The following is a 20,806-nucleotide window of genomic DNA, read 5'->3' as shown; positions in this document are numbered from 1 at the left end:
GGGTGAATAACATTGGTGGATGTACTGTCACAAGGGGAAATTGATGCCCTTTTAGCAGCTCTCTCGTCCGGTGAAATGGATGCGGAAGAACTCAAAAAGGAAGAAACCCAAAAGAAAGTTCGCGCTTATGATTTCAAGAGAGCGCTTAGGTTTTCCAAGGACCACATACGAAGTCTGACGCGGATACACGAGAACTTTGCACGGTATCTGACCACTTATTTTTCAGCACAGCTTCGTACTTTTGTCCAGATTAATGTCGTTCAGGTGGAGCAGCTTCCATATGATGAATTCATTCGCTCCATTCCGAAAATGACCATTCTAAACATTTTTGAAGCTGAACCACTGGAAGGCCGAATGGTGCTTGAGGTTCACCCGAACGTAGCTTATGCCATGCTGGACAGGCTTCTCGGAGGAACAGGTTCGGCACCAACTAAGGTTACCGCATTGACCGAAATCGAGACGACGATCATGGAGCGAATTTTCAGCCGTACCTTTGATAGCCTGCAAGAGGCTTGGAAAACGGTACTGGACATTGAACCACGTCTAGAGGCTATGGAAACAAATCCGCAGTTCATGCAGATTGTTTCGCCGAATGAGACGATTGCTCTGATTTCGCTTAGCACCAAAATTGGTGATACCACAGGGATGATTAACCTCTGTATCCCGCACGTGGTATTGGAACCTATTATGGCCAGACTGTCCACGCACCAGTGGTTTACATCCGAAAAGAAATCAAGGGCGCCTGAAGAGATAGACGCCTTGAGATTACGGGTCACCAAAGCAGAGCTTCCTATTATTGCGGAGTTGGGTGAATCCCGGATAAATGTAGCTGAGTTTTTAGGCCTTTCGGTAGGGGATGTCATTTCATTGAACAAGCCAGTCAAAGAAGGACTATCCATCCGGGTAGGCGAGAGATTGAAGTTTATGGGAAGTCCCGGCATGGTAAGAGATCGTGTTGCCGTACAAATTGATGAAATTGTCAACGAAGGAGTTGAAGAAATTGACGAGTAAAGACTATTTGTCCCAGGAGGAAATTGATGCCTTGCTGAAACAGTCTGAAGCGGGGACGGATTCTACTCCCGCAGGCAAGACCGTTGACGATTTTCTGACTTCCCTGGAGCAAGATGCTCTCGGGGAAATCGGTAATATAACGTTCGGCAGCGCAGCTACGGCTCTTTCCACACTGCTCGGTCAAAAGGTGGATATTACGACACCTAAAGTTTCAATTATTACACGTTCTGAATTTGAAACTGCATTTCCAAAGCCGCACGTAGCCGTACATGTAAATTATGTCGATGGATTTGAAGGCATTAACTCGCTCGTAATTAAAAAGCGTGATGCGCAGGTTATAGCGGATTTAATGCTTGGTGGTGGAGGAAATCCGGCAGATGAAGAATTGAATGAAATTCACATCAGTGCTGTGCAGGAAGCGATGAACCAGATGATGGGATCGTCTGCGACCTCTATGTCTACCATGTTTAATCGTTTTGTTAATATCTCTCCACCAGGGATTGATATTTTGGATCCTCTGCACGGTGATGGAGTATCCAGCCTGCCAGATGAAGAGACGTTGATTACAGTATCCTTCCGGTTATTGATTGGAGATCTGATTGACTCTACGCTGATGCAACTGTTACCTGTTAATTTCGCCAAGAAGATGGTGAGCATCTTAATGAATGGCGGAGAGGATGACGAGCAACCGCAAGCATCCGTACAGCAGGCAGCTGCAACAGCTGCTCCCGAAGCGCCGACACAAGCTAGTACTCCGCAGCCGCCGTCACCAGCCTACCAACAGCCGCCTGCAGCCGCGCAGGTGCCGCAAGATGTAGGCTATGGGCAACAACCGCCGATGTATCCGCAAGACCCGGGATATGGGCAGCAGGGCGCTCCAGGGTATGGAACGCCGGGTTATGGAATGCCAGCAGGTGTACCGCCGCAAGTGCCTTATGGAACGCCTCATCATTACGGGGCCGTACCGCCAGGGCGCAATGTAAATGTGCAGCCTGTACAATTTTCTAACTTGCAGTCCGGTGGATTTCCGCAAGTGGATGAAAACAATTTAAATTTATTGATGGACATTCCCCTTAGAGTCACCGTAGAATTAGGAAGGACCCAAAAGCAAATTAAAGATATTCTGGAGCTCTCACAAGGTTCAATTATTGAACTGGACAAGCTTGCCGGGGAGCCGGTGGACATTATGGTTAACAACAAACTGATTGCCAAGGGCGAGGTTGTCGTAATCGACGAGAACTTTGGCGTGCGTGTAACGGATATTGTAAGCCAATGGGACCGAATTCAAAAATTACAATAAAAGCATAATTTAGGGAGGATTTATTTCAGATGGCAAACCGTATTTTGATCGTGGACGATGCTGCATTTATGAGAATGATGATTCGGGACATCCTGTCCAAAAATGGATTTGAAGTAGTAGGAGAGGCCCAGGATGGATCACAGGCCATTGAAAAATTCAAGGAGCTTCGTCCGGACCTGATTACGATGGATATCACGATGCCTGAGATGGACGGCATTGCCGCTCTGAAGGAAATCAAACAAATTGACCCGAATGCAAAGGTTATCATGTGTTCCGCGATGGGGCAGCAAGCTATGGTAATTGATGCCATTCAAGCTGGTGCAAAAGATTTTATCGTTAAGCCATTCCAATCGGATCGGGTTATCGAAGCCATCAACAAAACACTGGGTGTGTAAGGCGCATCCAGTATGGATACACAACAGGGTGCCTCTGACGCTTTGAGTACATCCAGCAATATAGGAAACATTGCTTGGGTCCTTTTCGTGCTAATCTTTATCATCGTACTGATCGTGTACTTGATACGGTTTTTGAGTAAAAGAAATCAGAGCTGGTTCAGCAACCGCTCCGTTCGCATACTGGGAGGCGTGGGGCTTGGCCCCAATAAATCCCTTCAGCTTGTTGAAGTTGGTAGCAGTGTGTACCTCATTGGTGTGGGAGAAGATATCCGGCTTGTTGACAAAGTATCCGATCCTGAAGAAGTGGAGCAAATTTTGGCCGCACTGGAGCAGGAAGCTTCTCTGCAGCGCGGCCCGATTGCCCCGCTATTCGCTAAAATTGCGGATAAGCTTCGCCGGAACAACGCGGCACAGCAGCAGCAGTCTGAAGAGGAGACGTCTTTTCATGAGATGTTTGAATCCAAGCTCCGGCAGATGCCGAATCGCAAGGATAAACTTGAAAAGCTGCGCAATGAGGAGAATACTACAGATCGGTCGGGAGATTCATGAGAAAAAAGATTATACTAGCATGTTTGCTACTTGTCTTATTCAGCTTCATTTCGGTGACGGCGGCCTCTGCGGAACCGATTCCGAACATTGATATTCAAGTCGGCAATTCGGACAAAGGACAGCCCGGTGCCACCTCGCTGTCTATTATTTTACTTATTACTGTCATTAGTGTAGCGCCCGCGTTGCTTGTACTTATGACAAGTTTTACGCGTATCGTGATTGTACTTGGCTTTGTGCGAACTTCACTGGGAACTCAGCAGATGCCGCCCAATCAGGTGCTTGTTGGACTGGCCTTGTTTCTCACCTTATTTATTATGGCACCGACCTTCTCCGCTATGAACGAAACTGCGCTTCAGCCGTATCTCAAGGGGGATATAACACAGTCTCAGGCACTGGATAAGGCATCGGTACCCATTAAGACCTTTATGTTCTCTCATACACGTGAGAAGGATCTACTGCTCTTTATGAAATACACCAAGATGGAAAAACCAAAGAATTATCAAGATATTCCACTAACGGTGATGGTTCCGGCTTATGCAATCAGTGAGTTGAAAACGGCATTTCAGATGGGCTTTATGATTTTCATACCCTTTTTAGTTATAGATATTGTAGTGTCCAGTACACTCATGGCTATGGGGATGATGATGCTACCACCAGTAATGATCTCGCTTCCTTTTAAAATACTGCTCTTCGTACTTGTAGATGGTTGGTATTTGGTCGTCAAATCATTACTTCTGAGTTTTAATACATGAATACTTTCTGCAAGGACAGCAATCAAGGAGGACGGCAATGACTTCGGAGTTTATTATTTCCCTGGCTGGGCAAGCGGTGTACATTGTACTCAAGGTGAGTGCTCCGATGCTGATTTTGGGGCTAGTCGTGGGTTTGATCATCAGTATTTTTCAAGCGACAACTCAAATTCAGGAGCAGACACTGGCCTTTGTTCCGAAGATTGTCGCCGTATTGCTGGCATTGCTTTTGTTCGGGCCCTGGATATTGACCACATTAGTGGACTTTACGTATAACATTCTGGACAATCTGTACAAATATATAGGTTAGGCTGAAAGTGATGAACATATTGTTGCAGAGTTTTCCTGTTTTTTTGCTGATTTTTTGTCGGATTACCTCGTTTTTTGTAGTAGCGCCTATTTTTTCAACCCGAGGGGTACCTAATATCTTTAAGGTCGGAATTTCAGGATTTCTAGCTTTGGTCGTGTATCTTACATATGGTACGCATCAACAGGTGCCGACCGATGTAGCATATGTGCTGTTAGTAGGGCGTGAGGTGCTGATTGGGTTGTTGCTGGGATTTACTGCATATTTGTTCATGACAGCGATCCAAACCGCAGGTTCATTTATAGACCTACAGGTGGGATTCGGAATGGCCAGTGTATTTGATCCCATGACAGGGGCTTCAACGCCTCTTACGGGTAATTTCAAGTTCGCCATAGCTGTATTGTTCTTTTTGAGCATAAACGGGCACCATCATCTGCTAAACGCTATTTTATACAGTTATGATTGGGTACCGCTGACAAATGATTTTTTTATAAAGCTGTATGGTGGCAGTGTAACTGAATTCCTGGTACGTTCTTTTGCGGAATCGTTTATGCTGGCCTTTCAAATTGCTGCTCCCATTGTAGTAGCTACCTTTTTAACGGATGTGGGACTCGGTTTTTTAGCTAAAACAGCACCGCAATTTAATATTTTTGTCATTGGCGTGCCGCTAAAAATAATTGTGGGATTGTTCATGTTACTGCTTCTTATGCCAGGTTTTGCTTTTATATTCGAAAGATTGTTTTCTGTGATGTTCGAATCCATGCGCAACTTGTTGGATGTTATGGGTAATCGTCCTTAATGTCTGGTCTGGAGGAACGTAGTTTGTCATTTAAATATGCTATGAACCTGCAGTTGTTCTCAGGGGAAAAAACGGAAAAAGCTACACCCAAGAAGAAACAGGATGCAAGACAAAAAGGGCAGGTTGCCAAGAGCATGGAGTTGCCCGCTGCTGGTGTCCTGCTAGTTACGTTTTTTTGCCTCATGATTTTCGGCGGGTATTTTAAGGATCATGCGGTCCGCTTGTTTCGGGATATTTTTGTGAATCGGCTGTCTATGGAAGTAACACCGAATACAACGCTACTGATGATGGGTGAGTATGGTGTGCAAATCTTGATTATGCTGGCTCCTATTTTTGTGGGTGCCATTGTCATCGGGATCGCAGCGAATTACATGCAGATCGGTTTTTTATTAACCGGAGAGGGCATTACACCCAAGTTTAGCAAGATTGACCCGATTAAAGGATTCAAAAATATTTTTTCCATGAGGTCATTAGTTGAATTCCTGAAATCTGTTTTAAAAATGACCGTAATTGGTTATCTGGTGTACAGCGTACTTTGGAAAACAAAGGCTGACCTACCCAAACTGGCTGAGATGTCCGGCGACCAGATGTTGAGTTTTACCGCTTCATTAACAATGGAACTGGGACTCAAAATTGGTGTGGTGCTGTTCATTTTAGCAATATTGGATTATATGTATCAACGTTATGAGCATGAGAAAAATCTGAAAATGTCCAAACAGGACATCAAAGATGAGTACAAGAAAATGGAGGGTGACCCGCTGATCAAAGGGAAAATTCGCGAGCGGCAGCGCCGTATGGCTATGCAGCGCATGATGCAGGAGGTTCCTAATGCAGATGTCATCATCACCAACCCTACGCACTTTGCTGTGGCTTTGAAATATGACGGTTCGGAGATGGAGGCGCCGCAGATTATTGCGAAAGGACAAGATTATGTCGCGCTCCGAATTAAGGAAATTGCCAAGCAAAACGGCGTTATAACGATGGAAAACAAGCCGCTGGCGCGGGCGCTGTTTCAAAGAGCCGAAATCGGGGATGCGATACCAGCTGATCTTTTTCAGGCCGTTGCTGAAGTGCTGGCGTATGTATATAAATTAAAAGGTAAAGTGAAATAAAGGGATCGGAGGCCAAGAGACCCGTGAAAATAAAAGAAATAACCGTCCTTGCAGGCGTCATCGGTATCGTTCTTATGATGATTCTCCCGATCCCTTCATGGCTGCTGGATATTCTGCTCGTCATTAATATTTCTATTGCTTTGATGATTCTACTTGTTTCAATGAACACGAAGGAAGCTTTACAGTTCTCTATCTTTCCTTCATTGCTGCTCATTACAACGTTGTTTCGTTTGGCGCTCAACATTTCTACGACCAAACTTATTTTAGGTGAGGGTCATGCCGGCGAAGTAGTTGCTACGTTTGGTAGCTGGATTGCAGGTGGCCAAATTGCCGTCGGCTTTGTTGTCTTCCTCATTCTTGTGGTCGTACAGTTCATTGTTATTACCAAAGGATCGGAGCGGGTAGCAGAGGTGGGCGCCCGGTTTACATTGGATGCGATGCCAGGTAAACAAATGAGTATTGATGCTGATTTGAATGCAGGTCTAATTAATGAGCAGCAAGCCCGTGAACGACGCAGTAAAATCGAACGGGAAGCGGATTTTTACGGAGTTATGGATGGTGCGAGTAAATTCGTTAAAGGCGATGCGATCGCCAGTATTATCATTTTGATCATTAACCTGGTGGGCGGCTTTATTATCGGTATGGCCGTTCAGGGAAAAGGATTTCAAGAAGCGCTGTCAACGTATTCTGTTCTCACGATCGGTGATGGATTGGTCAGCCAGATTCCCGCGCTGCTCATATCCACGGCTTCAGGCTTGATTGTTACGCGGGCTACGTCGGATGGCAACTTGGCAGAAGATTTAACCGGACAGCTCTTTTCATATCCAAAATTGATCTACATAGTGGCTGCCACCATTGCATTATTGGGCCTTTTCACACCTATTCATATTATTACAACTCTTCCACTTGCGATTCTATTGTTTTTTGCAGCCCGAAGAATGCAGGGCAATATGGAACGCAAGCAAATTGCTGATGAACAGCTGGAGGAGGAGCAACAAATCGAAGAGGTGCGTAGTCCGGAAAGTGTCATTAATTTGCTTCAAGTAGATCCGATTGAATTTGAGTTTGGGTACGGGTTGATTCCGTTGGCGGATACACAGCAAGGCGGTGATCTACTGGATCGGATTATTATGATTCGCCGTCAATGCGCCTTGGAGCTGGGGTTGGTTGTGCCGGTTATTCGTATTCGGGATAACATTCAGCTCAAGCCTAACGAATATGTAATTAAAATTAAAGGCAATACGGTAGGCGGTGGAGAACTGTTGTTGAATCATTATCTGGCTATGAGTCCGGGATACGACGACGACTCCATTACAGGGATTGAAACGACAGAACCGGCCTTCGGACTGCCTGCGCTCTGGATTGACGAGAACACGAAGGATGTTGCTGAACTGTCAGGTTATACGGTGGTTGATCCACCTTCAGTTGTAGCTACTCATCTAACAGAAACGATCAAGAAACATGCCCATGAGTTGCTTGGCAGACAGGAAACACGTTCGTTGGTTGACAATCTCAAGGAGAATTATCCAGTGCTGGTGGACGATCTTATTCCTTCTGTGCTTGCGATTGGGGACGTACAAAAAGTGCTGGCCAAGCTGTTGAAAGAAAAAATCTCTATTCGCGATATGGTGACTATATTCGAGACGCTGGCTGACTATGGTACTTATACAAAAGATCCAGACGTGCTGACTGAATATGTTCGTCAAGCGTTATCACGTCAGATTACGCAGCAATTTGCACAGCAAGGAGAAACGTTGCGTGTTATTACCGTGGGACCAGGATTGGAGAAGAAAATTGCTGAGAGCGTGCAGCAGTCGGAGCAAGGTAGCTATTTGGCTCTTGATCCGGTGTCAACGCAAACGGTGTATCAAAGGATGATGGAGCAAATCAACCGTCTTATTCAATCGGGACAGCAGCCTATTGTGTTAACGTCACCGACAATACGTATGTATTTGCGGCAAGTGATGGAGCGGACGATGCAAGATGTCCCGGTGCTGTCGTACAGTGAGCTGGAGCCGAACGTTGAAATTCAAAGTGTCGGGGTGGTGAACTTATGAGAGTGAAACGATATCTAGTGGATACCATGCCAGAAGCCATGCTGCAAATCAGGGGTGACTTAGGAACAGATGCCGTCATTTTAAGTACCAAGGAAGTGAAGGTCGGCGGTTTTATGGGGATGTTCAGTAAAAAGAAAATTGAAGTGGTTGCTGCAGTTGAGGAGCAGCAACCTCAAAAGCCTCGGCGGACTGAACGCTCGTCACACCAGCTTGCCCGGGCTGCTTCGCCTCTAATGAACACCCCTGAGAAGCTGGAAAAACCATCAGTACCTGTAGTCCCCAGACAAGCAGCTCCAGAAGCTTATCGACGGGTTTCACAACAGATAACCGGTAGTTCCAAAGAAGAACAAGCTGAATTAACGGTTAATACAGAACAAGTTGCATCAGCAACGGAGCATTTGTCGCCAAGGTCTGCTAATAACCTGGAGACTCTATCTCAGGCATTTGATCAAGAAGTATTGCTTTCGAACCTGAAATCATCCAGTGAGCTGCATAAACGGCCAATCGAAGCAAGTGTTCCAGACAAGAGTGGAGCTGAGGAAAATCAGGCATTGCTTAATGAATTGCGGGAAATGAAAGCGATGATGACTCGGTTCTCCAGAAACTCTTCAATGGAAAGTACTTGGCCTGAGGCGCTACAAGAGATTTGTGAGCATGTGTTGGAACAGGAAGTGGCACGTGATTTACTGGAATATTGGATCGAACAGGTACATGTGCGTCGAAGTGAGCATCCTTTTGCGCCTGAAACTTTTGATTGGGAACAAGCCTTTCGTGAGGAAGTGACCAGTTTTATACAGACAAGACTGGATAAAGGGATCTCCCAAGATACCAAAATTGTGTATGTTGCAGGACCTACCGGAGTAGGAAAAACGACAACCATTGCAAAGTTGGCAGCGGAACAGTTGTTCAAACATCATCGCAAAGTTGGATTTATTACTTCTGACACGTACCGGATTTCAGCCGTCGAGCAACTGCGTACATACGCTACGATTTTGAATGTACCGCTTGAAGTTGTGCAATCTCCCGGTGACGTCCAAAGGGCTATTCAACGTCTGGAGCATTGTGACTTGATCCTCATGGATACTGCAGGGCGAAATTATCGTAATGAACTGCTTGTATCAGAACTGCAAAGTCTGCTTTCGCCTATTAATGAAAGTGAGACGTATCTGGTACTCAGCCTGACATCCAAAAGCAGGGATATGCTCAATATAACTGGACATTTCAGTAAGTTTGGTCTTGGGAAGGTTGTATTTACCAAGATGGATGAGACGGGCAGTTGTGGCGGAATGTTCAATCTTTTGCACCAGTTTCCGATGCAGTTGGCCTATATTACGAATGGACAAAATGTTCCTGACGACCTGCTTCATCCCGATGCAGAAATGGTGACAAATATGCTGCTTGGAGCCAAAGTATCGTCAGGAGTTAACGGAGATTCCATATGAGTGATCAAGCCCAATCACTTAGACAAATGGCTTCATCTTTGGATAGGTATCGATTACCCCCACGTAATCGTCACGCAAAAATTATAACGATCACCAGTGGTAAAGGCGGGGTGGGCAAATCCAATTTTACGCTGAACTTTGCATTGGCCCTGCAATCTCTTGGTCGAAAGGTACTTGTGTTTGATGCTGACATCGGTATGGCTAATATTGATGTGTTGATGGGGGCCCATTCACAATACAATCTTCTTCACTTGTTAAAACGTGAAAGATCAATTGATGAGATTATTCAAACGGGTATAGGTGGTTTGCCTTATATTGCTGGAGGCTCAGGCTTAAGCGAACTGTTTGCGTTATCAGATGAGAATCTGAATTATTTTGCCGAAGAAGTAGAAAAAATGGCAGCAGACATGGATTATATTCTTTTTGATACAGGTGCAGGTTTATCCAAAGAAAATCTTAAATTCATCACTTCAGCTGACGAATGTATGGTAGTAACCACCCCAGAACCGACGTCTTTAACAGATGCGTATGCACTAATTAAAGTCGTCAACGGGTTGCAGAAAGATACGGTATTCAAAATTATAGTCAATCGTGCCGATAACGATAATGAGGCCCGTCAAGTTGCCGATAAGATCGCACTTGTTGCGAAACGCTTTTTGGAGATCGAAATCCCGCTGCTTGGACATATCAGTGATGATACTCATGTCATGCAGGCAGTCAAAAGACAAGTACCTTTTATGGTTGCTTTTCCGGGATGCGCGGCTTCAAAAGATGTACTGAATCTGGCACACCGTTTTGCAGCAATGCCACAGGTTCCACAACCAGGTGCATTGAGTGGAATCAAAGGATTTATGCAAAAATGGTTGCGGCGTTCTATGCATTGATTTTTGATGAGAGGAAACAGGGGTGTTTAACATGTGTGCTTACCGGGTGCTGGTTGTAGATGATTCGGCCTTTATGCGCAAAATTATTACAGATCTTATTGTAAGGGATGAGTCGTTCAACATCGTAGGTACAGCCGCCAATGGCAGAGAGGCTGTAGAGAAAGTGAAAGAATTGCAGCCTGATTTGGTCACCATGGATGTCGAAATGCCTGAAATGAATGGTCTTGAAGCGTTGCCACTGATTATGGCAGCCCATCCGTTACCTGTCATTATGTTGTCAGGCATTAATGAACAAGGCATGAAGGAGACCATCATGGCTCTGGAGGCAGGAGCTTTCGATTTTATAAGAAAGCCTTCCATTGCTCATGCGCAAGATATTGAGCAGGTGAGCAAGGCGTTGCTCGAACAGATGCATACTGCTATGCAAGCAGTACGCAGCCGCTTGGAGCGCAAGGAAGCGAATGAGCGCAAAGCTGCAATGGAACAAGCGAAAAAAACGCCAATGGAAAAGCCACCTGGACAGGCTGCGGCTGAGAAACGAGCTGGAAGTCAAGCTTCGGCAGACAAGCCTCCTGTTGTTCCGCTTGCTCCTCCACCTGCTGCATCGGCTCAACCCAAGAAAGATGCTGGGAAGTCCGTCCCAACAGCTGCCAAGCAGGAAACTAAAAAGCAGCTGTCTGGAACATCTGCTACAGGTGGCCGCATAGACAAGCCAGCTGTTCAGCCAAGGAAACCAGTGCAAGCACCTCATGTGCAGAAAAAAGAAGACTTGTCCATGAGTATGGGAATAACGTCGGGACAGCTGAAGAGCTCTGATCCGGCCGCTGGAAAATCAGTACAGAGTAAGGATAAAGCAGGGCTTGTCAAGCCGGAGTCACGGAAGACGGTAACTTCATCAGCTTCTTCCGCTCCTGCGGCTGCAACGCCTCCAGTAACAGCACCTACAGCTCCAGCTGCACCACAGGGATTGTCACTTAAAAAAGGTGTGCATACGTCCAGCTTTCGAAAACTGGTGGCGGTCGGATGTTCTACTGGCGGACCACGGGCTCTTAAGACCCTGTTGGAGCGCATTCCTGGGGATTTTCCAGCTCCAATCGTTATCGTTCAGCATATGCCACCAAACTTTACTCGTTCGCTAGCACAACGTTTGAACACGTTGAGTCCACTACGCGTTGTGGAGGCTGAGCAGGGGATGACGCTGGAGACGGGAACAGCCTACATCGCACCAGGGGGATATCAGCTAAGAATTGTGCCTGGAGCCGGTGGTAAATACACGGTGTCACTGAAGATGGAGGAGGCTCGCAATGGTCACCGTCCTTCTGTAGATACGATGTTCGAATCGCTGCTCTCTTTAACCGCGCTGGAAAGACATCTAGTATTGCTTACTGGAATGGGTAGCGACGGGGCTAAAATGATGAAAAAGCTTTATGACGCTGGGGTTCAATCCACATTTGCTGAAAATGAGGAGACTTGTGTAGTGTACGGAATGCCCCGCTCAGCAGTTGAATTAAAATGTGTGCGCCACCTTCTGCCAATGCAGGAGATCGCCCCCAAGCTTGTACAAGTTGTGAAATAATCGGAGTGTAACTCATGGAGGAGGTGTCTCACAATGGACATGAACCAATATTTAAACATGTTTATTGATGAGTCGAATGATCATCTGCAATCTCTTAACGAAAATATGCTTCAACTGGAAAGCAACCCAACCGATCTAGGCATCGTTCAGGTGATTTTCCGTTCTGCCCATACCCTCAAAGGAATGGCTGCTACGATGGGGTTTGAAGACCTGGCATCGCTCACTCACCAAATGGAAAACGTTCTTGATCTGGTACGTAACAACAAGCTGGCGATGCATGAATTTATATTCGATACCTTATTTAAAGGTTTGGATGCCCTGGAATCCATGGTGCAGCACATTACAGAGGGAGGCGATGGAAAAGCGGATGTCTCCTCTATTGTATCTTCATTGCAATCTATCGTGAGCGGGGATTTCCTAAAGTCCGGCTCAAATGCTGCCACTGAAGAGTCTCCTTCTACAAAAGCAGGCACTAACGATAGTGCTGGATTGGTTTTGGACCAATTCCAGTATTCTGTACTGGAGCAATCGATTTCTGAAGGGCATCGTGTTCACTATATACAGGTAACAATCAGTTCAGAGAGCCAGCTGAAGGCGGCACGTGCCTTTATGGTATTCAACACACTGGAAAACTCTGGTGAAATCGTCAAGGCCTATCCGTCCGTACAGGATATCGAGCAGGAAAAATTCGAACAAAGCTTCTCGTTATATTACATAACGCAGAAAGAAGCTGGGGAGCTGGAAAAGGAAATCACGGGTATCTCTGAAATTGACACGGTTTCAGTGGTACAACTGGATCAGGAATCGCTTAAACAAATGAGCGAAGTTACTGCTGGACTCGCTGAGACAGCGGCGGTACAGGAAGCAGCTGTTGCCGTGCAGCCACCCGCTCCATCTCAGCCGCAGTCTCCAGCTGCGGCCTCTGTTGCCAAGCCAGCTGCAGGTAAAGCGCCAGCAGCCAAGGCGGCTGCTCCTACGCACAACCGTACGATTCGCGTAGATATTGAACGTCTGGATGTACTTATGAATTTATTCAGCGAGTTGCTCATTGACCGTGTGCGCTTAGAACAGTTAGCCAGTGAGGCTTCCAATCCAGCACTGACGGAAACGGTTGAGCATATGAGTCGTGTGAGCAGTGATTTGCAAAATGTTGTTCTCAAATTGCGGATGGTACCTGTAGATACTGTTTTCAACCGTTTCCCGCGTATGGTTCGCGATCTGGCCAAGTCGCTGGATAAAAAACTGGAATTGGTTATTACTGGAGCAGAGACTGAAATGGATCGGACGGTTATCGACGAGATTGGTGATCCTCTGGTGCATTTGCTACGTAACTCCGTGGATCATGGCATCGAGTCGGTAGCCGACCGGATTGCAGCTGGTAAACCAGAAACTGGAACCGTTCAACTGCGTGCTTTTCATAGCGGTAATAACGTATTTATCGAGATTGAGGATGATGGGAACGGGATTAACCGTGAAAAGGTACTAAACAGTGCTATTTCCAAAGGGATTTTGACAGCAGAACAAGCAGCTTCCATGACCGACGAGGAAGCTTATCAAGTATTGTTTGCTCCGGGCTTTAGTACAGCTGCAGTCATTTCAGACGTATCAGGACGCGGTGTCGGTCTGGATGTTGTTAAATCTAAAATTACCGCTTTGGGTGGTAATGTTACGGTTCACTCCACATTGGGCCAGGGCACTAATTTCTCTGTACAATTACCGTTGACTCTATCCATTATTGCAGCCATGATGATACAGATCGGTTCTGAAAAATATGCGATTCCTTTGTCTTCCATTGTGGAAACTGCGATCGTCAAGCGTAAGCAAATCCGTTCTGTGCATGGCAATAAGATGATTGCTTTCCGCGATTCTCATATCCCGCTTATCTCCTTGAGTCAGCTGTTTGAGGTACCGGACTTCAACGAAGATGAAGAAGAAGAGACAGAGGTCGTGGTCATCCGTAAGGGAGACCGTCTGGCAGCTCTTTCCGTACAGGACTTTTTGGGACAAAGTGAAATCGTCCTTAAAAATCTGGGCAAGTATCTTCCAAACATCCAAGGAATTTCAGGTGCCACGATTCTGGGTGACGGTCAGGTTGCTTTGATCATTGACCCGAATGTTTTCATTAAATAATGTCTTCATTAAAAATGAAAGAAATATGAGATTGCGGACATCAATAAGGAGGGTTTTTAAACATGGGAGAAGAAATTAAAGTTATCGTATTTAAGCTTGGTGAAGAGGAATACGGTGTTGAAGTAGAAAAAGTCCAATCTATTGAACGCATGGTGCCGATTACACGGGTTCCGAGAACTTACGATTTTGTTAAAGGTGTATTCAACATGAGAGGCGTGGTTATTCCGGTTATTGATCTTCGTGGCCGTTTTGGATTACCAGAAGCTGAATATACCGATCAAACACGTATTATTATCGTTGCTGTGGGCGAGATGCAAGTCGGCTTTATCGTGGATTCAGCGAATGATGTTATTGACCTGAATACTGACAACATTGAGACACCACCGGAAGTGGTTGGCGGTGTTAAGGCTAAATATCTTCGCGGAGTTGCTAAAATTGGTGAAGAGCGTCTGTTGATTATGCTGAACTTGTCCGAAGTTTTGAACCGTAGCGAAATGAACCAACTGGAAGGTTTAGAGGATTAATATATGGAGAATCTGGGAAATCTCGAAGACTTCAAGTTGGATGTATTGAAAGAAGTCGGCAACATTGGCTCGGGGAACGCTGCTACAGCGCTCTCCCGGCTTCTCAATAAACCAGTCGATATGGGTGTGCCCAAAGTGCAAATGCTGCCCTTTGAGGAAATTGCGGACAAAGTCGGCGGAAATGAACAACTTGTTGTTGCAATATTTTTTAGAGTCGAAGGGGAAGCCCCTGGTAATCTATTCTTCATATTGCAACCTCAGGCGGCGAAAAGCTTACTTTCCCGTTTGGCGAATATTCCTTCGGATGACGAGGATTGCTTTAACGAAATGGAGCATTCAGCTCTGTCGGAGATCGGTAACATTTTAGCAGGCTCCTACCTTTCTTCGTTGGCGGATTTCACACGTTTATCCATGTATCCAACAGTCCCTGCGCTGGCACTGGATATGGCAGGAGCTATTCTCAGCTACGGACTGCTGCAGTTTGGGCAGATGGGGGATGCTGCTTTATTGATTGACACATCGTTTCTGGAAGGGCAGAATCAGATTGAGGGTCAATTTTTCCTGATTCCTGATCCAGAATCGTTCGGGAAAATCTTTAGGTCGTTAGGAGTCCCGATGAACGATGATTGAGGATAAAAGCATCATTAAAGTCGGCATGGCAGATTTAAATGTTACCAGCAACCCGAACTCGATTCGCACGACAGGGCTTGGCTCCTGCGTCGGATTGACCCTCTATGATCCTCATTTGAAACTGGCAGGCATGGCACATGTGATGTTACCGTCCTCGGATATTGCGCGTGAAGGGCAGTTGAATATTGCCAAATATGCGGATACAGCACTGCCAGAGTTATTTGAACGAATGTTGAAACTGGGTGCTGAACGGCGCAGACTGATTGCCAAAATGGCAGGAGGAGCGCAGATGTTTGCCTTTGCAGGTAGTGGAGACACCATGCGGATTGGCCCGCGCAATGTAGAATCGTGCAAGGAAATGCTTGTAGATCTGGGCATTCCTTTAATTGCGGAAGATACGGGTGGCAATTATGGACGAACGATTGAGTTGGACTCTGAAACTGGCGTTTTGAATATTCGAAGCGTACAAAAAGGTGTAAAGGAATTATAAACATGTTATTTGGTAGCTTACGCATTAATCTTTGGTCTGGAGTAGTCGGATTTATTCTGACTTTTGTGTTGTCCGTTGGCAGCAATCTGCTGACCACGAGCTTAATTCGTGGCTTAATCGCCTTCGTTTTTTGGTTCCTACTTGCATTTGTGCTGCGCTGGACACTGGGTGTGGTAGCGCGGCCAGATCTGGGTAATGCCCAAGACCGGGCAAGCTCTCAGGTAGATGGCGTAGGGGGAAATCTGGACCTGACGACACCAGACGAAAATGAAAACCTGAATGAATTGCTGAAACCGAAACCAGAGCAGACGGACGAGGGGAATAATGGTTTTGCACCTTTAAACCCACCCAAGCTGGTTTCCAACAAGGACCCTGAAGAATTGGCCAAGGCCGTTCGTCACCTGACAGACAAATAAGGAGGGTGAAGCCGATGAACGAGCGAAAAGCCGCTCATTTGAACCATTCCGAGCTGTGGGAACAATGGAAAGAACACGGTGACAAGGAAGCAAAAAAGCAGTTAATTGAAAAGTATCTCCATATTGTGGAATATGTGTCGGGTCGTCTTGCAGTAGGCTTACCTAAAAATGTATCCAAGGATGATCTGGCGAGCAACGGTGTTATGGGTTTGATTGATGCTTTAGAGAAATTTGATTATGAGCGTGGTTTGCAGTTTGAGACTTATGCTTCTTGGCGTGTTCGCGGAGCAATTTTGGATGGTCTTCGTCAAGGAGATTGGGTTCCTCGTTCAGTTAGGGAAAAAGCGAAAAAAATCGAAGACGCCTACCAGCATTTAGAACAAAGGTATTTACGCACAGTAAGCGACGAAGAGATGAGTCATTATTTGGACGTCTCCGAGAAAGAGTTTCAAAGTATGATCCAAGAGGTCGCTGTAATGTCGATTGTCTCACTGGAGGACCCAATCCGCGAAGAAGAGTCGGAAACACGGCTTTCCCTGTTGGTAGATGAAAAGGCGAAAAATCCAGATCATAAGGTCAATGAATTCACACTGCGTGATGCCTTGGCACAAGGCATTGATAAATTAACTGAAAAAGAGCGTATCGTTGTTTCTTTATTGTATTACGAGGATTTGTCACTCAGCGAAATTGCTGAGGTCATGTCACTTTCTCCTTCGCGAATTTCTCAGTTGCATTCCAAAGCAATATTACGTCTGAGAGCGACACTGGACAAACAACGGGATTTGCTAATGCGTAAAGATTAACGTACGGGAGGTTACAGTAACAGTTAGACGGAAGGAGCACCCATGTGGAGAAGCAGTATGCTTTGGATCAGTTTTTAAAAGTGGTTGTCTCACCTGACAAACAATCCGCCTACTTGGAGTTTGCCAAACGTGAAGAAGGCTTTGCCTGTTCTGTGGAAGAATTAGAACGTTTTCTAAGCAACCAAAAAATATCCTACGGTGTAATTACCGATGCAATCCGCACATTTGCGGCAAATCCGGAAGATCATTTCTTCGGGAAATTACTGATTGCTCAGGGAAAGCAGCCGATCCACGGTACAGACGGAAAAATTAATCTGGCCGATATTGTGACCGGTGAAGATGCACATAAGCCACTTGAAACTGTGGATGGACGGGTAGATTATAAAGAATTAACTCGTCTAAGAAATGTAAAACGTGGACAACTGATTGCCGAACGAGTGGATCCTCTGCCAGGTGTACCAGGGATTGCTGTAACCGGAGAGGAAATCCCTTTTCTTCCAGGTAAAGAGGCACGCTTTAAAGTTGGAAAAAATGTAGTGATCCATCCGGAAGGCGTTGCGATGTATGCGGCTATTGATGGTTTAGTGACTACAACTGAAAAGGGCAAGCTTAATGTGTTCCCTGTGTATGAAGTGAATGGGGATGTCGATTATAGCGTCGGTAACATTGATTTTGTTGGAACCGTCGTCATTCGCGGGAATGTCTTGACCGGTTTTCGCGTTCGGGCGGCTGGTGACATTCGTGTCATTGGCGGTGTGGAAGGCGCTGAAATTGAGGCAGATGGTTCAGTGGAAATCAGCGGCGGTATTATCGGATACCATAAAGGATTTGTGAAAGCTGCACAAAATGTGAAATGCTCGTTTATACAAGATGGTAACGTGATCGCGGGAGCCGATGTGCTTGTATCCCAGAGCATCATGCATTCCCAGATCAAAGCGAGTAATAATGTAATCTGCGAAGGCACAAAAGGGCTTATCGTAGGTGGCAGTGTACAAGCTGGTAAAAAGGTAGTGGCTCGTACCGTCGGTAATACGATGTCCACAGCTACTAATATTGAAGTGGGTGTGCTTCCTGAACTGCGTGATGAACTGACAGAACTTCGCGCACGGTTGAAGCAGCAGACAGACAGCCAGGATAAAACGAACAAAGCTCTCACAATATTGGATCAGCTAGCGGCTGCTGGACAGCTTGCACCTGACAGAATGGCTATGCGAATCAAGCTGACATCTACTAAAAAATCTAATGAACAGGAACTTTTGGAAACTAAGTCCAGAATGCTTGAAATAGAACGAACATTAGAAGATACGAGCCGCGCCCGGGTAGAAGTGAAAAATGTGATTTACGGTGGCTCTAAGATAGTTATCGGCAGATATACAAAATTTATTAAAGATTCTGTGGAAAGAATGGCGTTTTATTATCATGAGGGAGATATCAGCATGTCCTCCTACATGTAATTCATTACACTGATAATAATTCAATTTATTATATTTCTCGGTAGTCTGATACGGATGCCCAATCGGAAAGGGTGTGGTCCCATGAGCTTGAAGGCTGTTGAATTGCAAATTGCTGTACCTCGCACCAGTGAAGCAGGCAAATACCATAGTGAGTCCCAGCAGCGGCCAATGAATGACCAGGCATTACTTGGACAAAAGACTGCGCTGGAGACGGAGAACATGCGTCAGCGAAGCAGTGCCATAGATCAGTCTGCGGAAACATTCGTCGGTGAGAGGCAAACAGGTGAGCAGAGCAGAGATTCTTCCCAGCAGAGCCGCTCTCGCTCAGATGAGACTGAGCTACCTAAGGAGCATCCGGCAGAGCATCCGTATAAGGGACATCATATTGATTTTTCGCTCTGATCCAATGGGTGGAGAAGCGTTATAAAAGGAGACGATGGGCAGTGGATCAACCATGGATTTATATTGTTCTGCTGGGAGCCGCAGCTGTTGTCTACGCCTGGCTTCTGCCAAAGCGCCAGCCAAGCCGGGGAACTGAAGAGGCCGTCGTTCAAAAGGTTGAGGCTACATTGGAGCAATATCTGGCCGATATTGAAAACGATAATGACGAGCTGATTGAACTCGTATCTGGTATGAAGCAGGAGCATGCGGTTAAGCAGGCAGCATTACAGGAGCAAGTAGCTGAGCTTCGGAATCGTATTGTGGAGCTTGAGCGTCAGGCAATGCTTGCTACCGTCTCTATGCCAATCTCAGATTCAGAAGCTTCTTTTGTAACTTTAGAGGAGCAAACGGCATTGCAAGAGCCTCAAACTGAGCAGGAACAAGAGTCCATCCGAGATCGTTATCAAGAGTTATTCGCGATGCATGAGCAAGGCAAGTCGGTGGATTATATAGCTAAGCAATCAGGCATCCAGCGGGGCGAAGTACAGCTCATATTACAACTCGCGGAACGGGAGGATGTGATATGATCAAAAACCGCTCATTTATGTTAGGCATGGGTACTGGTCTTATCATGGGGCATTGCTGCTGCAGCTGGCAATAATTGGTCAGGGGCAGTCGCAGCAATCTTCGGCAGACCCGAAAAACATGACGCGAGAACAACTAGAAGAGGCAGCAGCCGAGTTAAATCTTCAGATCAGTGACAGTTCTGATCCGAAAATGACAGAAGAGGAATGGCGGAATAAGCTGATCAAGGAAGGCAACAAGACTCCAGTTGCACCTCAAAAGGCTAAACCAGCTCAAACGCCTTCAACACCTAAGGTACCTGCAAACAGCACATCCTCGGCTGCTTCTAAGCCTTCGACCAGCACGTCGGTACCACAAAGTCCGAACAAGCCGGAAACTCAAAGAACTGGCACTACAGCCACTCCCAATATTCCCAAGCAGCCTGCCACTCCACAAGTGCAATATAGCATTGCATCAGGGAGCAATTTAAGAAGTGTGGCATCTGGATTGGAACGGGCAGGAGTCGTATCGGATGCTAGTGCATTTGAGGCAGCAGCTAAGGCTCAAAAAATCAATACCAAAATTCGTACAGGCACCTATCAGTTTGCTAAAGGTGAGGATTTCAGTTCTATTATTACTAAAATAACGAAAAAGCCGTCCAACTGACCTAATCGGGAAGAGGACGGCTTTTTATTTTTTTCGATGCGAACAAAAGTGATTTTTTATTGTTTAGTTCAAAGTGGGTATGAAGCGCCCACAATAGCTTACAGCATAGCCTATTGCAATTCAGAGCTAGTTGGACATAAAAAGACCCCTGAAGGATTCAAAGGTCATCTCCTAGCGGATTACACCACGGTGTATTGTTAAAACTATCCTCAATTTGGATCAATATTCAGATATATCGGAGAGAGATATAAAATAAATTGAACACAAATTAACGCTATGAAATAATCGATAGCGGCATTGATGAATAAAAAAACAATAAAACAATTCTATTCCTAATTTTCTCTATTCATCTTGTCCCGTATATCGGTGGATTCTCCGTTCTGGGTTATTATCCTATGCATCAGCACCATGGGTCTCGGAATGGGTTTCTCCATGATGCCGCTCAACACGCATGTTCTGAACTCTGCGCCTCGCCGCCTGGTGAGCCGAGTCACACCATTGACAACAGCGGCTCAGCAAGTTGTCCTCTCGTTCGCGGTCGCAGGCCTGACGGGTTATCTGACGTCG

22 protein-coding genes are annotated in these 20,806 nt (G+C 45.9%); all 22 read left to right on the top strand.

Annotated elements, in window-relative coordinates; genetic code table 11:
• The first annotated feature begins 12 nt into the window (after nt 1-12).
• The 22 genes from fliM (at nt 13) to G7035_RS24975 (ending at nt 20,239) form a co-directional block, all read left to right on the top strand.
• Nucleotides 13-1,011, top strand: a complete 999-nt coding sequence (fliM, locus tag G7035_RS25080; protein WP_016820956.1) for a flagellar motor switch protein FliM — start codon at nt 13-15, stop codon at nt 1,009-1,011.
• A complete protein-coding gene (gene fliY, locus G7035_RS25075) occupies nt 1,001-2,311 on the top strand; it encodes a flagellar motor switch phosphatase FliY (RefSeq protein ID WP_016820957.1) in 1,311 nt (436 codons plus the stop codon). The genes fliM and fliY overlap by 11 nt, the downstream gene beginning before the upstream one ends.
• Nucleotides 2,312-2,340: 29 nt before the next feature.
• Nucleotides 2,341-2,706, top strand: a complete 366-nt coding sequence (locus G7035_RS25070) for a response regulator (RefSeq protein WP_013370687.1) — start codon at nt 2,341-2,343, stop codon at nt 2,704-2,706.
• Nucleotides 2,707-2,718: 12 nt separating this feature from the next.
• Entirely contained in the window at nt 2,719-3,255 is a 537-nt protein-coding gene (locus G7035_RS25065; RefSeq protein ID WP_017427929.1) for a flagellar biosynthetic protein FliO, read from the top strand.
• Nucleotides 3,252-4,007 carry a flagellar type III secretion system pore protein FliP gene (gene fliP, locus G7035_RS25060; RefSeq protein WP_013309901.1) on the top strand — a complete coding sequence of 252 codons (756 nt, stop codon included), beginning with the start codon at nt 3,252-3,254 and terminating at the stop codon, nt 4,005-4,007. Before G7035_RS25065 ends, fliP begins: the two co-directional genes overlap by 4 nt.
• Nucleotides 4,008-4,044: 37 nt before the next feature.
• Nucleotides 4,045-4,314, top strand: a complete 270-nt coding sequence (gene fliQ / locus G7035_RS25055) for a flagellar biosynthesis protein FliQ (RefSeq protein WP_007430038.1) — start codon at nt 4,045-4,047, stop codon at nt 4,312-4,314.
• 10 nt (nt 4,315-4,324) lie between these two features.
• Nucleotides 4,325-5,110 carry a flagellar biosynthetic protein FliR gene (gene fliR, locus G7035_RS25050; RefSeq protein WP_029514992.1) on the top strand — a complete coding sequence of 262 codons (786 nt, stop codon included), beginning with the start codon at nt 4,325-4,327 and terminating at the stop codon, nt 5,108-5,110.
• Nucleotides 5,110-6,222, top strand: coding sequence for a flagellar biosynthesis protein FlhB (flhB, locus tag G7035_RS25045; RefSeq protein ID WP_019686992.1), 1,113 nt, complete (start codon nt 5,110-5,112; stop codon nt 6,220-6,222). Before fliR ends, flhB begins: the two co-directional genes overlap by 1 nt.
• Before the next feature lie 23 nt (nt 6,223-6,245).
• Nucleotides 6,246-8,279, top strand: coding sequence for a flagellar biosynthesis protein FlhA (gene flhA / locus G7035_RS25040; protein WP_196478886.1), 2,034 nt, complete (start codon nt 6,246-6,248; stop codon nt 8,277-8,279).
• Nucleotides 8,276-9,721, top strand: a complete 1,446-nt coding sequence (flhF, locus tag G7035_RS25035) for a flagellar biosynthesis GTPase FlhF (protein WP_019686993.1) — start codon at nt 8,276-8,278, stop codon at nt 9,719-9,721. Before flhA ends, flhF begins: the two co-directional genes overlap by 4 nt.
• Nucleotides 9,718-10,605: a MinD/ParA family protein gene (locus G7035_RS25030; protein WP_017427933.1), complete on the top strand. Its 888-nt coding sequence runs from the start codon at nt 9,718-9,720 to the stop codon at nt 10,603-10,605. Before flhF ends, G7035_RS25030 begins: the two co-directional genes overlap by 4 nt.
• 31 nt (nt 10,606-10,636) lie before the next feature.
• Nucleotides 10,637-12,181, top strand: a complete 1,545-nt coding sequence (locus G7035_RS25025; protein ID WP_019686994.1) for a chemotaxis protein CheB — start codon at nt 10,637-10,639, stop codon at nt 12,179-12,181.
• A gap of 33 nt (nt 12,182-12,214) precedes the next feature.
• The gene (locus tag G7035_RS25020; RefSeq protein WP_019686995.1) at nt 12,215-14,311 is read left to right on the top strand and encodes a chemotaxis protein CheA; all 2,097 of its coding nucleotides are present in this window, start codon (nt 12,215-12,217) and stop codon (nt 14,309-14,311) included.
• 62 nt (nt 14,312-14,373) lie between these two features.
• Nucleotides 14,374-14,835, top strand: coding sequence for a chemotaxis protein CheW (locus G7035_RS25015; protein ID WP_013370696.1), 462 nt, complete (start codon nt 14,374-14,376; stop codon nt 14,833-14,835).
• A 3-nt stretch (nt 14,836-14,838) separates the two neighbouring features.
• Nucleotides 14,839-15,465 carry a chemotaxis protein CheC gene (locus tag G7035_RS25010; RefSeq protein ID WP_019686996.1) on the top strand — a complete coding sequence of 209 codons (627 nt, stop codon included), beginning with the start codon at nt 14,839-14,841 and terminating at the stop codon, nt 15,463-15,465.
• Nucleotides 15,458-15,955, top strand: a complete 498-nt coding sequence (locus G7035_RS25005) for a chemotaxis protein CheD (protein WP_010346358.1) — start codon at nt 15,458-15,460, stop codon at nt 15,953-15,955. The genes G7035_RS25010 and G7035_RS25005 overlap by 8 nt, the downstream gene beginning before the upstream one ends.
• 2 nt (nt 15,956-15,957) lie before the next feature.
• Nucleotides 15,958-16,371: a hypothetical protein gene (locus G7035_RS25000; RefSeq protein ID WP_013370699.1), complete on the top strand. Its 414-nt coding sequence runs from the start codon at nt 15,958-15,960 to the stop codon at nt 16,369-16,371.
• A 14-nt stretch (nt 16,372-16,385) separates the two neighbouring features.
• Nucleotides 16,386-17,174, top strand: coding sequence for a FliA/WhiG family RNA polymerase sigma factor (locus G7035_RS24995; RefSeq protein WP_016820968.1), 789 nt, complete (start codon nt 16,386-16,388; stop codon nt 17,172-17,174).
• Nucleotides 17,175-17,218: 44 nt separating this feature from the next.
• On the top strand, nt 17,219-18,628 hold the full coding sequence (locus tag G7035_RS24990) for a flagellar assembly protein A (RefSeq protein ID WP_016820969.1): 1,410 nt from the start codon (nt 17,219-17,221) through the stop codon (nt 18,626-18,628).
• A gap of 81 nt (nt 18,629-18,709) precedes the next feature.
• Nucleotides 18,710-19,030, top strand: a complete 321-nt coding sequence (locus G7035_RS24985; protein ID WP_016820970.1) for a hypothetical protein — start codon at nt 18,710-18,712, stop codon at nt 19,028-19,030.
• Between the two features lie 41 nt (nt 19,031-19,071).
• Nucleotides 19,072-19,596, top strand: coding sequence for a DUF6115 domain-containing protein (locus G7035_RS24980; protein WP_019686997.1), 525 nt, complete (start codon nt 19,072-19,074; stop codon nt 19,594-19,596).
• A 118-nt stretch (nt 19,597-19,714) separates the two neighbouring features.
• Complete coding sequence (locus tag G7035_RS24975; RefSeq protein WP_230877809.1) at nt 19,715-20,239, top strand: endolytic transglycosylase MltG; 525 nt, start codon at nt 19,715-19,717, stop codon at nt 20,237-20,239.
• The last annotated feature ends 567 nt before the right edge of the window (nt 20,240-20,806 follow it).

It is taken from the genome of Paenibacillus polymyxa, from assembly GCF_015710975.1.
GTDB classification, from domain to species: Bacteria; Bacillota; Bacilli; order Paenibacillales; family Paenibacillaceae; genus Paenibacillus; species Paenibacillus polymyxa.
This window is presented reverse-complemented; position numbering and strand designations above follow the sequence as displayed.

Coding starts and splice junctions, on each gene's coding strand:
- G7035_RS25070 (WP_013370687.1), top strand. CDS start 2,341: ATGGCAAACCGTATTTTGATCGTGGACGATGCTGCATTTATGAGAATG.
- G7035_RS25065 (WP_017427929.1), top strand. CDS start 2,719: ATGGATACACAACAGGGTGCCTCTGACGCTTTGAGTACATCCAGCAAT.
- fliP (WP_013309901.1), top strand. CDS start 3,252: ATGAGAAAAAAGATTATACTAGCATGTTTGCTACTTGTCTTATTCAGC.
- fliQ (WP_007430038.1), top strand. CDS start 4,045: ATGACTTCGGAGTTTATTATTTCCCTGGCTGGGCAAGCGGTGTACATT.
- fliR (WP_029514992.1), top strand. CDS start 4,325: ATGAACATATTGTTGCAGAGTTTTCCTGTTTTTTTGCTGATTTTTTGT.
- flhB (WP_019686992.1), top strand. CDS start 5,110: ATGTCTGGTCTGGAGGAACGTAGTTTGTCATTTAAATATGCTATGAAC.
- flhF (WP_019686993.1), top strand. CDS start 8,276: ATGAGAGTGAAACGATATCTAGTGGATACCATGCCAGAAGCCATGCTG.
- G7035_RS25030 (WP_017427933.1), top strand. CDS start 9,718: ATGAGTGATCAAGCCCAATCACTTAGACAAATGGCTTCATCTTTGGAT.
- G7035_RS25025 (WP_019686994.1), top strand. CDS start 10,637: ATGTGTGCTTACCGGGTGCTGGTTGTAGATGATTCGGCCTTTATGCGC.
- G7035_RS25020 (WP_019686995.1), top strand. CDS start 12,215: ATGGACATGAACCAATATTTAAACATGTTTATTGATGAGTCGAATGAT.
- G7035_RS25015 (WP_013370696.1), top strand. CDS start 14,374: ATGGGAGAAGAAATTAAAGTTATCGTATTTAAGCTTGGTGAAGAGGAA.
- G7035_RS25010 (WP_019686996.1), top strand. CDS start 14,839: ATGGAGAATCTGGGAAATCTCGAAGACTTCAAGTTGGATGTATTGAAA.
- G7035_RS25005 (WP_010346358.1), top strand. CDS start 15,458: ATGATTGAGGATAAAAGCATCATTAAAGTCGGCATGGCAGATTTAAAT.
- G7035_RS25000 (WP_013370699.1), top strand. CDS start 15,958: ATGTTATTTGGTAGCTTACGCATTAATCTTTGGTCTGGAGTAGTCGGA.
- G7035_RS24995 (WP_016820968.1), top strand. CDS start 16,386: ATGAACGAGCGAAAAGCCGCTCATTTGAACCATTCCGAGCTGTGGGAA.
- G7035_RS24985 (WP_016820970.1), top strand. CDS start 18,710: ATGAGCTTGAAGGCTGTTGAATTGCAAATTGCTGTACCTCGCACCAGT.
- G7035_RS24975 (WP_230877809.1), top strand. CDS start 19,715: ATGACGCGAGAACAACTAGAAGAGGCAGCAGCCGAGTTAAATCTTCAG.